General features: G+C 55.1%; 14 protein-coding genes. 4 read left to right on the top strand and 10 right to left on the bottom strand.

From position 1 onward, the window contains the following. Positions 1-9: 9 nt before the first annotated feature. A complete protein-coding gene (locus AC1MEW_RS20995; protein ID WP_480423502.1) occupies positions 10-282 on the top strand; it encodes a LasR-specific antiactivator QslA in 273 nt (90 codons plus the stop codon). Between the two features lie 131 nt (positions 283-413). Here the strand turns inward: AC1MEW_RS20995 and AC1MEW_RS20990 are convergent, their stop codons facing one another. The 10 genes from AC1MEW_RS20990 to AC1MEW_RS20945 form a co-directional block, all read right to left on the bottom strand. Continuing rightward, positions 414-686, bottom strand: a complete 273-nt coding sequence (locus AC1MEW_RS20990; protein WP_090454301.1) for an HU family DNA-binding protein — start codon at positions 684-686, stop codon at positions 414-416. A gap of 124 nt (positions 687-810) precedes the next feature. Continuing rightward, positions 811-3561 (bottom strand): conjugative transfer ATPase, encoded by a 2751-nt coding sequence (locus tag AC1MEW_RS20985; protein ID WP_480423500.1) that lies wholly within the window; start codon positions 3559-3561, stop codon positions 811-813. Further along, positions 3561-3971: a TIGR03751 family conjugal transfer lipoprotein gene (locus AC1MEW_RS20980; protein WP_480423499.1), complete on the bottom strand. Its 411-nt coding sequence runs from the start codon at positions 3969-3971 to the stop codon at positions 3561-3563. Before AC1MEW_RS20980 ends, AC1MEW_RS20985 begins: the two co-directional genes overlap by 1 nt. Next, positions 3934-5451, bottom strand: coding sequence for a TIGR03752 family integrating conjugative element protein (locus AC1MEW_RS20975; protein ID WP_480423498.1), 1518 nt, complete (start codon positions 5449-5451; stop codon positions 3934-3936). The genes AC1MEW_RS20980 and AC1MEW_RS20975 overlap by 38 nt, the downstream gene beginning before the upstream one ends. Beyond that, on the bottom strand, positions 5441-6253 hold the full coding sequence (locus AC1MEW_RS20970) for a TIGR03749 family integrating conjugative element protein (RefSeq protein ID WP_480423497.1): 813 nt from the start codon (positions 6251-6253) through the stop codon (positions 5441-5443). Before AC1MEW_RS20970 ends, AC1MEW_RS20975 begins: the two co-directional genes overlap by 11 nt. Then, positions 6250-6891 carry a PFL_4703 family integrating conjugative element protein gene (locus AC1MEW_RS20965; protein WP_480423496.1) on the bottom strand — a complete coding sequence of 214 codons (642 nt, stop codon included), beginning with the start codon at positions 6889-6891 and terminating at the stop codon, positions 6250-6252. Before AC1MEW_RS20965 ends, AC1MEW_RS20970 begins: the two co-directional genes overlap by 4 nt. Continuing rightward, positions 6888-7301 (bottom strand): TIGR03750 family conjugal transfer protein, encoded by a 414-nt coding sequence (locus AC1MEW_RS20960; protein WP_480423494.1) that lies wholly within the window; start codon positions 7299-7301, stop codon positions 6888-6890. The genes AC1MEW_RS20965 and AC1MEW_RS20960 overlap by 4 nt, the downstream gene beginning before the upstream one ends. A gap of 7 nt (positions 7302-7308) precedes the next feature. Continuing rightward, positions 7309-7680, bottom strand: coding sequence for a TIGR03745 family integrating conjugative element membrane protein (locus tag AC1MEW_RS20955; RefSeq protein WP_480423493.1), 372 nt, complete (start codon positions 7678-7680; stop codon positions 7309-7311). 17 nt (positions 7681-7697) lie between these two features. Continuing rightward, positions 7698-7937, bottom strand: coding sequence for a TIGR03758 family integrating conjugative element protein (locus AC1MEW_RS20950; protein WP_480423492.1), 240 nt, complete (start codon positions 7935-7937; stop codon positions 7698-7700). Continuing rightward, positions 7934-8269, bottom strand: a complete 336-nt coding sequence (locus tag AC1MEW_RS20945; protein WP_480423491.1) for an integrative conjugative element protein, RAQPRD family — start codon at positions 8267-8269, stop codon at positions 7934-7936. The genes AC1MEW_RS20950 and AC1MEW_RS20945 overlap by 4 nt, the downstream gene beginning before the upstream one ends. A 317-nt stretch (positions 8270-8586) precedes the next feature. On the opposite strand from AC1MEW_RS20945, the gene AC1MEW_RS20940 reads away from it, so the two are divergent. Genes AC1MEW_RS20940 through AC1MEW_RS20930 form a run of 3 tightly spaced genes read left to right on the top strand, consistent with a single transcriptional unit; the run spans position 8587 to position 11962 of the window. Continuing rightward, complete coding sequence (locus AC1MEW_RS20940; RefSeq protein WP_480423490.1) at positions 8587-9870, top strand: hypothetical protein; 1284 nt, start codon at positions 8587-8589, stop codon at positions 9868-9870. Positions 9871-9881: 11 nt separating this feature from the next. Then, entirely contained in the window at positions 9882-10568 is a 687-nt protein-coding gene (locus AC1MEW_RS20935) for a matrixin family metalloprotease (protein ID WP_480423489.1), read from the top strand. Continuing rightward, on the top strand, positions 10502-11962 hold the full coding sequence (locus AC1MEW_RS20930; RefSeq protein WP_480423487.1) for a S1 family peptidase: 1461 nt from the start codon (positions 10502-10504) through the stop codon (positions 11960-11962). The genes AC1MEW_RS20935 and AC1MEW_RS20930 overlap by 67 nt, the downstream gene beginning before the upstream one ends. Positions 11963-12101: the final 139 nt, after the last annotated feature.

Below are 12101 nucleotides of genomic sequence, written 5' to 3'. Positions count from 1 at the left end.
AGGGTGTGTATGGACGAAAACTACATTTCAATTCCTGCGGCGGATGGTTGCCCAAGTCTTCTGACACCTTGGGGCAACGAATTTGCTCCGATGATCGAACGTGGCGTGCAATGCGCTCAGGCTTGGCTTGATGCGCCCGGCGAGATTCCACTGTGGTGGGAGCTGGCGCAAACCCGCAAAACCTTTCCTGTCGGTGACTGCCAGGATGCCTTTGAAGCCGGATTCTTGTTGAGGATTCAGCAGCGGCTAAGCAGTGTGTCACCCAGCCCAAATCAACGCTGAGAAAAACGACGTTTAAGACGCGTTCATACTCATGGCTTGAACGGCTCCCGGAGTTCAGCAAGCGTTTCGGCTGCTGAAGCCCCAATACCAGCGCTCTTGCAGAGTTGGTATTGGGTAATCGCCACCAGCGTCTAGTTAACCGCGTCTTTCAGCGACTTACCGGCTTTGAAACTAGGCGTCTTCGCGGCTGCGATCTTGATAGTGGCCCCCGTTTGAGGGTTACGGCCGTCGCGCGCTGCACGCGCTTTCACCGCAAAGGTACCAAAACCAACCAAGGTGACGTTCTCACCGCTTTGCAACGCAGTGGATATGATGGTTGTGAGGGCTTCCAGCGCGCGTCCGGCAGTGGACTTCGGGAGGTCGGCGGAGCTCGCTATGGCCTCGACGAGATCGTTTTTATTCATGTATGACTCCTTCTGCTGGCTGAATGGTGACGAGTAATCTACTCAGATAGTTCGGGCATATCCAGCACAAAACCGCTCTCCCGCCCTTTGCAGATGTAACGCTATTTGGGTTTAAAATCGATACTTATGTCCCGATTCCACGGGCCTGGTCAATGCGCTCAGCCACCTGAAAAGCCGCTTCCAACTCCGAGCAGCCGTTTTCCTGCATCAGTGTCCAGCGCTCGGCTTTTTCCTCGGGCTCCGTCATGGCCAGGGCGAGATAAAGACTAGGCGGCACGGCCCGAAACAGCGTTTCGAGCTTCTTCGATAGCACGACCCCCTCAGTGTATTTCCCCGGCTCCTTACTGGCGGAGAGCAGCAAGGCTTTCTGCGCCGGAGTGAGTTTCTTAAACCGTGCGATTTCTTCGATTTCCGCGGGCGGCATGTTCAAACAAATCCACCATTCGATCATGTTGAGCATGGTCTGCGTGGCCGTGGGAAAGTCGGCAAGATTTTGCGTCGCCAGCCAGAACCAGGCACCGAGCTTGCGCCACATTTTCGTGCCCTTGACCACGAACGGTGCCAGCAATGGGTTCTTGGTAATGATATGGCCCTCGTCGGTGACCATGATGATCGGTCGGCCCAGGTACTGGTCGCGCTCGGCAAGGTTGTTCACGGTGTTCATCAGGCTGATGTAGCTGATGGACATTTGTGCCTCGTAGCCTTCGCGAGCATAAGTGGCCAGATCGACAATGGTCACATCGCTCTCGGGCCAAGGTGTGCCCTCGCGATCGAACAGCTCACCCTCGAAACCCTGGCAAAACAGGTCGATGGACTCGCCCATTTCCTGGGCACGCTCGCGACGCTTCTCCGGCAAGTGCGGGTCGGCAGCGACGCGCAGCAAGGCGTCGCGCACGTCCCGGGTCAGCACCTGATGGCCCGACGCGACACAGATCTGTGCCGCATCCAGGATGCATTCGCGAATTAGACTACGATCGGCCCGGCTCAGGCGGGCTTCTTCTTTGGCCTCGCCGCCAGTGATCATCAGCCGAGCGGTAATTTCCAGTTCACCGAGAACGTCGCGGTGGTCTTCGCGGCTTGCTACGGCTTCATCATCCCACTCATCGATCGACAGACTCGCGACCTGATCCGGTTGCTCAACCAGGCGCCAGGCATCGGCGAAGGGGGCGAGGCTGACCGAGGCGCCAGGTTTTAACTGGACCTTGTTGACCGACAGGCCCTGTGTCGCGAAGTAGTCTCCCTGCAAGCCGAATGAGTTGCCGGCCTCGACGATAAATAGGCGGGGGCGGTACACGGCCATGACCTGCATCAGTAGGGTGACCAGGGTCGCCGACTTGCCGGCACCGGTGGGGCCGAACAACAGCAGATGACCGTTCATGGCCCGATCCAGGCGTGACAGAGGGTCGAAGCTCAGTGGCGAACCACCGCGGTTGAACAGAGTGATGCCCGGGTGGCCGGTGCCGGTGCTGCGGCCCCAGACCGGAACCAGGTTCGCCAGGTGCTGGGCGTACATCAGGCGGGTGTACCAGTTACGCGTGTCGCGGGCCGGGTTGTAAGCCATCGGCAACCAACGCAGGTAGCTGTTGCAGGCGGCGACCTCATCGCCTTCACGTACCGGTTGCAGCCCCGCGCCCAACAGCGCGTTGGCAAGGCTGACCGAGCGCTGGTGCAATTGCTGTTCATCGTGACCGCGCATGTAGAACGCCAGGGTTCCGCGGTACAGCTTGTGCTGGCGGCCGATGATTGCACGGGCTTCTTCGACATTCTGGCGGGTCTGGGTCGAGGCCAGGTTTTCACCGATGGCTTTGCGGGCCAGGCGGTTCAACTGCTCCTCGAGCACATCCTGCGGTTTGACCACCAGGGTCAGACTCATCACCGTGCCTTCTGGCAACTGGTCGAACAGGGCGTTCACCGCGTCACCCTTACGGGTTTCGCCAGTGAGTTGGCCAATCAAAGGTGCCCGCCGCAGCTTGTCCACCACTATGACCCGATGGGGTTGACCATCGAAGTACCAGAGTCCGCGCTGCACATTTGAATGCGGTTCATTGAAAAACAACCGTTCGGCGAAGTCGTGATCGAAGGGCAATTCCAGTGACTCACCGTCGCCCGACTCCGGATAGGCCACGCGGCGGTAGAAGTCCTCGGGTGCTTCATCGGTGAGCCTGGGGGCCGGATTGAACCAGGGCAATAACCAGGCATACAGACCGCGGCCATCGACTCGCGCCGATTGCACCCCGCATGCCTGCATCGAAGCCGCGACCCGTTCGCAAGCTTGTTGCAGAGATTGCACCGGAGTGAGTCCCGTCTCCTCTGCGTCAGACTCAAGCCAGCGATAGACCACCAAGTGCACTCGTCGGTTATTGCCGCGCCAGGGCAGGCGTGTCACGACCTTATCCTCGAATAGCCCACCGGGCTTGGCGATGGCCTTCAGATGACGGCGGCTGAGCTCCAAATACGACTCGGTGAAGACGGTGCCTTGCGCACTGTCTCGAATATAGCCAGTCAGCCGGTTCAGGTAGGGGGTGAAGTCGTTGTCATTCTGGCAGAAAAACTGCGCCACCCAAGGCGCTTGATCCCGCTCGTCAAAGCTATCCTGCAGGGCATCCTCGAGGGCATCGCGGGCCGCCATCAACCAATCGGGTTCACGCCCTTCGGTGCCGATTGGAAGCAACTCGAACACCGCTCCCACCGAGCGATTGTCATCCAGCAAAAAACACTGCTCGGTGTCGAGGTACTCGACCCAAGGCAGGTGATCGGTGAAGCTGGGATTGTGCGCATAGAGTGCAGCTTCATCGGCCAAGGTGGCGTGAGGGCGCAATGGGTTGCGCCAGGCTTTCCACGCGGAAGTGCGGTTGCCCGAATCGCCGCTACGCACTACAAGTCTTCCTGACGTTCACCCGGTAATGCGTACTGCACTCGTTGGTAGAACGGAAAGACGGTTGAGTACCCCGGGACCGGTGCCTGCTCGGTGCCACTCAAATGCGGATACACGTACAGCACCAGATCGGGATTGGGCAGGCGCGGGAACAGGTTGCGGATCTCGTTCGTCGCTGTGCGCGTGTACGGTTCTTGGAGAGTAATGGAGACATCTGCCAGCGGACGGCGTAACTGCTGCCGAGCCTCCAGCAGTTGCTGCTGAGTGCCTTGCGAACCGGCGCCGTTCCAGATGTCCAGCATGGTTTGCTCGCCATGGGGCAAAAGCGTGTCCTTGTCGGTAGAACACCCCGCCAGGACCCAGCACAGCACACTAATCCAGGTCAGGCAGGAAGGCATGGTCTTTTTCATGGCGAACGCTCCGGCCCTTGGGCTCGTAGTCTATGGTGATCTCATGGTCGAGGTGCAGTGCGACTTGGGCGGCCGGTGGCACGTACACGGCAGCAAAGGCCTCGCCATACAGCTTGTTGATCCACTCCCGGATATCGCTGACCCCACCACTGAGGATTGAGTTCAGCGCGCTGTTGCCCGTGCTGCTGGTGACCCCGAGCGTACTGCCGCCCGAACTGATCACGCTGCTGTTGTTTTGCTCATCCCCGAGCAAGGCGGCGACACCGGCGCCGGCCGCAGTGATCAGGCTCTGGCTACCGAGGTATTGCTGAGCGTTCGAGCGGCGCTCGCCGGCAATGCAAGGAATGCCATACGGATCGGACAGGTAACCGAGTCCGCCACGGATCTTGTCGGTGTTTGAGCTCTGGGTGGTGGAAGCATTGCGGCTGGCCACCGCCTTCGGCTGAGGCACCGTGCGGATGGTGCCATCGGTAAACACAAAGGTGATCGACTCGACCTGTCCGCGCACGCAAGACAGGGTCCAGTCACCGGACGCCGTGCCGCTCATCACGGCACCCGCGACGTCCGGCAGGTCGATGCCGTTGGCCGTTAGGTTCTCCGGGCCGACCAGCACCTTGAAGGGGTAGGGATCATTCACGGTGCCGTCCACCGGGACTCGACCGATTAGCGCGGTCATCGCGACCGAGCCCATCAGTGTGGCGTTTTCGGGAATCGTGTAGACCGGCTTCGCGCCTTCGGTACGATCAACGGATCGCGTCAGGTCGCGCTCACCCTGGGTGACGGCTCGCAGTTGTTTCTGGCTGCGATCAATCGCGTTATCGTTCAAACCCTCCAGTGAGTTGAAGGCGGTAGGCAGACTCAGGGCGGAGGCGGTCTTGGTTTTGCCTCGGGCGTCGGTGGGTGGAGCATCCGAGGGCTCTATCCACTGCAGCCCATCATTGGCAGAATGCTGCCCTTCGAACTGGGTCCCGTCGCCCGGCTCAAGCCCCAATCCGATCGGCATGTCCTTGCCTTTGCCGGTCAGCCCCGACAACTGATCCTGCAATTGCGTAAGCAGACCGCGAGCCTGACGACTGTCTTGTTCCGCTTTGAGTCGGGCCTCGTTGGCTTGGCGGCGGCCTTCGTCGACCTGTTGGGTCACGCTACCAAGGGCGGTTTGGATACGTGAGTCGACACTGTTTTCCCGATCGCGCAGGCGATTGTTCTCCGTCTGCAGCGACTCGTTGTGTTTCTTCAGGCCGAGCATGTCACTGCGCATGGCCTTCACCTGGCCGACCAGGGTGGCGACCGTGTCGCGTGGGGTATCGCCAGCAATGCCGAGCGACTTGGCTTGCTCGGCGGATAACTGAATATTGCCCTGATCAACTGGGTGCTCTGAATAGGAAGTGTTACTACCCGCGACCCAGGTTTTCAGGATGATCACCACCACGGCCAGTAGCGCAGCCGGTACCAGCCATTTGAGCAAGGCGTTAGCTTTCATCGTCAGCACCTTGTGCAACGGGCGGGAGCTGCACAGCTTGTTCGAGGCCGCCACCGCGAGTGACGAGGTAGGCGATCGTGGTGTCTTGAGCACTGCCGACAGGCCCGAGGAAAGCATGTTGGAAGGCTGCGGCGAACAGCTTGGCCTGAAGCCGACGCGGATCGAGTTGCACCGTCTCTGAACCACGATTGCGCAACTTCACCGCAGTCACCCAGTAATCACCGAGTTGCCAGGCGGCGATGGGCGTGCTGGACACGTTTTCGGTCGGCAGCAGGGTCGGCAGTTCGGTGCGCCGCTTGAGCGGAACGCGGCGTACACCGGGCAGGGACTCTACGGTGCGCAGCGGCGCGTACAGGCTTTGCGCGGCATAGCGCGTCAAAGCGACCGGGATCGGCGTGCGCTCTGGAGCAGGGACGGTGCTAGATTCAGCCTCGGTAGTTTGCACCTGAGCATTCTTGAGAATGCGCACGGGCTCCAGCGGTTGATCGCCGGGTGTGGCCGCGATATCTAGAAGGATGATCTCGCCCGTCGCGACTGATTGCAGTTGCAGTCGGGTCGGTGCAATGGCTTCCGACGCACGCAGGTATAACGTTCCGCCGGTTGATTGCACGCGTAGCTTGCCCGTCAGGGTTGAGGGCATACCGACTCGAACAGCCTCATCAACAAAAACCACCCGCTCCTGATTGATCACTAGTGGAACCGCAAGGGGGAGGCGTTCCCAGTGCATCAGCTCGACGGACTGCGCCGCACCCCCCCATAACATCAGTACGACGGTCAGTGCCAGGGTAGAAGTCCGCTTCATGGCTCACCTCCAGGCAGGGAGATTTTTTGCGGCGTGCCTTGATAACAATCCAGTGCCAGTCCCCACTTATTGCGTTCGGGGTCCAGATCAAAACGCACCACGCGTAATGGATAACGCACCACCACTCGTTTCACCGGTTCGGCGGCGTAATACTCATCGGTGTTGAGGTCGAGCTTGACCAGCCAGCTGTCGCGATCGAGTTGCTTGACCCTGAGTTCCGGATCTTCGCTGTAGCCTCGGCCCAGGATCTCGTAGACTCCGCGCACCCGCTGGCGCAGTTCACCAGCGGCCTTGCGATACTCGTAGTCGCCGTCGAGAAAAGCCTTGCAGGAAGGTGTCAGGTAGGACTGCAAACCATAGATAGCGCGGCGATAATCCTGCTCGCCATCCGAGGGCCAGCGGTTGAGCTGACCAAAGATGTACAGGGCAAAGGCATACACATTCTCTGAGGGGATATCCCACCACTTGCGGGTGCTGCCCGAGCGCAGATCCGGTGGTACATGCACGGTCAGATCGGTCGGTGCCGAGCGCCAGCCATACCAGAGTCCGGCACAGACCAGGGCGAGGATCACTACCGCCAGGCGCAGGCTGAAGATATGAGCCTGTTGGGCATCCACCTTGTTCCGAAAACGGCTCATGGTTGCCACCGGGACAGGGCAGGGCGCAGTCGACGCGAACGGCGAACCGTCCAGGCGCCGGAATGCAGAATCAAACTGCCGCGACCCAGGCGCCAACGACTGGCCAGTATCCATTCGAGCTTGCGGTACAACCAGGTCTCGGGGCGAGCCCGTTTGGCCCGACGCAGTAGTGTGCCGCCGGCAAATAACACCACCGCCATGCTTGCGATCATGCTGGTCGGCGCCACGGCAATGGAGGCGGTGGCGATCGCCAGAGGAACACCCAGCAGCAGGCCAATGACGGCGCCGGTGCCGAGCGCTACCCACATCTCATCATTGGTTAAACCGCGCAATACGGCGGGATCACGATTGAGTCGCTCTGGGAGAAAGACCAAGGTGCCGTCGGCAAGACGATCGATAGTGTCGTTCATGCCAACCTCACAAAATCGCGGCGGCCTTGGTCAGGAACCAGATGATGATCACCACCAGCAGGGCTCCGATGCCGACTACGGCGCCGAGGTCTTTCCAAGTCTTGCGCTGGTTCTGCACGTCGGCATAGACGGTCAGGGAATGCCAAGCCACACCGAGAAAAGCGAGCAGGGCGATCAGCAGGCCGAGCAGGATGCCGCCGTCGTAGGCATAGTTTTTTATCGTCTCGATCAACCCGGTGCCTTCACCACGCGAAGGTGCTTCCATGGTAGGTAATTGGGCAAAGGCCAGGCTCGGACCGAGCACCAGCAACAGACCGATCAGGCGTTGACTGGCACGATCACGCAGATTGTTTTTCAGGGGTACAAAACACTTGAACATGACGGTGATCTCCTAGATTAGGAAAGGGTGAAGAACATCAGGACCAACAATGCGAGCAGCACGCGCACGGCGCTGCCGCCAAACGCACCGAAGCGCACACTGCCTGTCGCCCATCCTCGGTAAGCCGTCCACATCACCCAGGTGCACCAGAGCAAGGTCAGGACCAGAACCAGGGACAGCCACAGCGTCGAACTGCTCTGTGCCGAGAAGCCGGAGGCGTTTTGGAACGCTGAGGTCTGAGCGTCAGTCATGCTCATGGCGACGACTTCACGGGTAGCGTGTCGAGACGGTAATCGCCGACCAATTCAGTGGGATCGCGGGGTTGGGCGCGGGAGGGGGACAGATAGCCCTGCACGCCCTGGCGAATACGTTGGATGTCCTGAGACAGGTGGGGATAGTCGAAGCGATAGCGTTCGTCTGATTCAGGCTTGCTGATTGTCTCGGCCTGAGCGGCAAGGTGATCGATAGTATTGAGCTGCTGCTGGACCAGGATGAGCTGTTCCTGCTCATAAGCCGATGTGGCATAGCTGCTGCCATCGGCGAGGGTCAGAGGAAGTAGTAAAAAACAGCGAAAGACAGTAGTTGACATGATGCTGGCCCATTTGGATCTGGAGCCAGATTCAAGATAAAAGTTGAATTGTTCAGCAAGAAACGTGAGGTGCGATGAATCGTTTTTGTAGATGTCTCATTAAGGTGCTGAGGTTTTATACAATATTGCCTCGATTAAGTTGATAAAAATCAACATCTTCAGTGGATTGATGCTGGCATGCACATGCGACCCCTCACCAAGTGCGAGTTGAATAGATTGCGTGCTTTGTGGAGAGAGGTGGATTGTCAAGTGTTATCACTTGCTTTAGGTGAAAACTATGCTTGAATTTAAGAGAAATAGGCATATGGAGGTGTAGTATGCGGTTCTCATGGCTGATTTTACTGATAGGCATGGTTTCTGGTTGTACTCAATCCTCCAAAGCCATCGATGAAGAGCGATTAAGTGGCGCGGCGATCACCTATTATCTTCCAGAGGCCACCGCCTCCGTTTCCGTAACTCTATCGGTTACTGACTGTGCCCCCGATGCTCAAGTTAAACCTGAGGTTACGGTGGCAATAACCGCAACTCAGGGGAGTTTGAGTTTTCGGCTTGAGGGTGGCGAACTGGCTTCCTGGAATAAAACTCGCGATATAAGTATCGCGCTGAACGAAAATGGGTCAATAAAAACAATAAATGCTATGTCTGCCGATAGGACAGGTGCGATCGTTACAAATATAGTTAAAGGTGTGGCAAGTGTTGCTGCTGTTGCGGGAGCCAAGACTCCCACTAACTTAAAATGCAGTGAAGAAACTATTGCTGCTTTAGATATGACAAAAGTTATCCAGCTTCGCTTGAAGACGCTAAGGGCTAGCTTGCTCGGGAAAAAGCAGCAAAACGTAGAAAAGGTAAAGCAAAGCATAGATGCTTTAGCTAATGAGTTCGCTCGATTGAAAAACTCTAAAGATCTGATGATAACGCTGCCAGGAAAATCTATAGACTTGACAAAGGCTGGTGGGACTATTGACTGGGCCAGAACAGAAATCCCCATGGCCCTGATCTCGTCAACGGCAGCAGTGAACTCTTCGGGTCCCTTCAAGCTTGCCTATTGTTTAGAAAAGGCGGGAGGCGATGATCCTGACGCTACCAAATGCACGTTACAGGCGACTGCAAATCTCGCTACGACTCCTGTCAAACAACAAACGGAAATTGCTTGTCCTGGGGACGAAAAGTGTAAGCGTACTTTGGTTCTTCGAGAGCCGGGAACAGTTCTTTTAACGCTCTTAGCCTCCGGGTCTGGATTCGGAAACCAGCAAACTAAGCGATTAAAAGCGGTTACCTTGCCAATCCCTCAATGGGGGGAGTTCAGTTATCTTGCGCTCGATGTTGGTATTGCAGAGTCGAGAAGTGTAGGGGTTACGCTTGATGATTATGGACGAAGAACAGCTATGTCATGGAAAAGTGATGCGCGCGCCGAGACGCTGACGGGAGCAGTTACTAGTGAACTGGATGCAGCATCCAGCTTGAAAAAAACCTTAGATGGGCGAGAAGTAGCAAAACAAAAGTTAGAAATCGATGCTCTGCAAACCCAGCAGACGTTGAATAAGCTGAAGTTTTGCGAAGACGTAATACAGGCTGGTGGCTATACGTGCCCTGCGAATTAAAGGGAGGTGTTATGTTTGTTAAATATTGGAGTTTGGGTCGCCTCACTTGTGTGTTCCTGATCCCGATTGTAGGGAATGCGGTTCTGACAACCAAGGCTTATTCGGAACCCGCGATTCCAGTAGGCATCACCAAGGAGCAACTGTACGGTACAATGATTAAAAAATCAAAGTGGCAAAATTCCAATATTGCAGTTTGTTGGGAGAATCCAGAAGATGGAGATGTTCATTATCTTGACCTTACTCGACAAGCTGTGAAGGATACATGGGAGCTAAACTCGGCGGTGCGTTTTATTGGTTGGGGGAAGTGTGTTGAGAAGGCGCCTGGTGTACATGTAAGAATATCAGATGAACCACCTCATGTCATTGCTGTTGGGCGATATCTAGACACAAGATCGGATGGAATGATTTTAAATTTCAAATTCGAAAACTGGAAATTGGATTGTGCCGAGACTCGAGATTTTTGTATATCTGCAATTGCTGCGCATGAATTCGGACATGCTCTTGGTTTTACACATGAGCAAAAAAAAGCGAATGCTCGAGCAGAATGTAGCAATGAGCCAAATGATATAATAGGTGATTATCTTGTCCCGAAATACGACCCACTATCTATTATGAGCTATTGTAACCCAGAATGGAATGGAAACGGAAAGTTGAGCAAGCTGGATATCGAGGCAGTAAAATCCATTTATGGAAGTTAGCTGCTCTGCTGATATTCTTCGCTTGTAATGTTGCATACTCTTTACCTAGGAAGGGTGGGGAGATCTATGTCAATGGCTATTACAAATACAGGGTGGTCCATCTTCAATCTGTTGGTGTTCTATTCAATGGTGAGACTGATATAATTGATGGTTCTGGTTTTATGTTAAGTGCTGATCTTGTCGTAACTGATAATCACGTCATCCCGCGTGAGGCAAATTACCAATCCATGGTCATTAATGTTCGATTCAGATCACGTAATAATGATCCCGTCGTCGCTACGCTGGTGGGGCGCGATCCGGAAGCTGACTTGGCGGTTTTGAGGCTTTCAAAACCTATTTCTACACTCCTCCCACCATGTCCAATTGATACATTGACAGAGTCTTCGGATCTGCCTGCGGGCACGCATGTCATCCTAATTGGATTCACCGCAGTAGCGGACCAAGATCTGATCGCTCCAGGAGTCATCAGCGGCAAAGATGAAACGGAGGGGCGTTGGTTAACCACCGCGCCACTGAATATAGGGCAGAGCGGTGCGCCAGTGTTTTCAGAGGATGGGTATTTGATCGGTTTCGGTCAAAGTGGAATAACTTCAATTGTTCTTGCCGACGGAGAGAGTGTTTCTATCTATGGTGTTGGCTTTCTCATACCTGCCGCAAAGTTGCTGAATGGGCCGTTGGCGAGTTTCTTGATGAGTGAACCTACATGTTGGCGAGTTACTAAGCTAAACCTAGTTAACGATTGGGATGTTGGTGAGGTTAAAGTAGTTAGTAATGAAAGATTGACGATATTGAATTATAAATCTCCGCTCTCTACCAGTGTCAAGTCTGCGTTGGATGTGGTGGGGGGGGTTCAAGATCTATCTTTTGACACTAAAGGTAATATCCAGAATTTTTCTTCACTCTCTGGTAGAGTAGAGGTTAATGGTGAAGCGTTGTCGACAACTGATTTTGCAGACAAGCTTAAAGGTATTAATGCAAGTCAAGTGGCTCGTATTGAGTTGAGTCGAGGAAATTCCGATGATTTAGTTGTGAATGTATCGGCCTCTACGCGAGATGCTAAGCTTCTAACAGGTAAACTAGAGTCCTCAGGGACTATTTTTTTTGACGATGTTACAAAAATAGCTGAGCGGCCTGTGACTATTTCTCGCATCATACCAGTATCAGATAAATCCACTGATGTTGGGCATGAATTCACACCGCGAACCCTAAGGGCCTATGATGAATACCTAATAACCTCGTGCATAGCTAATGCTCAATATGCTAGCGCCGGTGTGCGTGCTTATTGCGAAATATCCAAGGACTCTACAAGTGCGACATTGTCTATAAAGGGAGCGTTGCCGGGCGAGATGCTCTGGGTTGGTTCAGTTGTACTATCGCAGACGCTCAAAAAATAGATGTGGCAAATGATTTTTTAGGGGGCGGGCGGTCAAACTCGTCCGGTAAATAAGTTTTCTGATGTCTCGTAATGATATTTGACGTGCCATCATGTCTTTCAGGATTGGCTAGTACGGTAGTTTTATAATTAAAATATAT

This window comes from Pseudomonas sp. ASL4 (assembly GCF_056680395.1).
This window is presented reverse-complemented; position numbering and strand designations above follow the sequence as displayed.

Coding starts and splice junctions, on each gene's coding strand:
- AC1MEW_RS20970 (WP_480423497.1), bottom strand. CDS start 6,253: ATGAAGCGGACTTCTACCCTGGCACTGACCGTCGTACTGATGTTATGG.
- AC1MEW_RS20935 (WP_480423489.1), top strand. CDS start 9,882: ATGTTTGTTAAATATTGGAGTTTGGGTCGCCTCACTTGTGTGTTCCTG.
- AC1MEW_RS20950 (WP_480423492.1), bottom strand. CDS start 7,937: ATGAGCATGACTGACGCTCAGACCTCAGCGTTCCAAAACGCCTCCGGC.
- AC1MEW_RS20995 (WP_480423502.1), top strand. CDS start 10: ATGGACGAAAACTACATTTCAATTCCTGCGGCGGATGGTTGCCCAAGT.
- AC1MEW_RS20965 (WP_480423496.1), bottom strand. CDS start 6,891: ATGAGCCGTTTTCGGAACAAGGTGGATGCCCAACAGGCTCATATCTTC.
- AC1MEW_RS20940 (WP_480423490.1), top strand. CDS start 8,587: ATGCGGTTCTCATGGCTGATTTTACTGATAGGCATGGTTTCTGGTTGT.
- AC1MEW_RS20980 (WP_480423499.1), bottom strand. CDS start 3,971: ATGAAAAAGACCATGCCTTCCTGCCTGACCTGGATTAGTGTGCTGTGC.
- AC1MEW_RS20945 (WP_480423491.1), bottom strand. CDS start 8,269: ATGTCAACTACTGTCTTTCGCTGTTTTTTACTACTTCCTCTGACCCTC.
- AC1MEW_RS20930 (WP_480423487.1), top strand. CDS start 10,502: ATGGAATGGAAACGGAAAGTTGAGCAAGCTGGATATCGAGGCAGTAAA.
- AC1MEW_RS20960 (WP_480423494.1), bottom strand. CDS start 7,301: ATGAACGACACTATCGATCGTCTTGCCGACGGCACCTTGGTCTTTCTC.
- AC1MEW_RS20975 (WP_480423498.1), bottom strand. CDS start 5,451: ATGAAAGCTAACGCCTTGCTCAAATGGCTGGTACCGGCTGCGCTACTG.
- AC1MEW_RS20955 (WP_480423493.1), bottom strand. CDS start 7,680: ATGTTCAAGTGTTTTGTACCCCTGAAAAACAATCTGCGTGATCGTGCC.
- AC1MEW_RS20990 (WP_090454301.1), bottom strand. CDS start 686: ATGAATAAAAACGATCTCGTCGAGGCCATAGCGAGCTCCGCCGACCTC.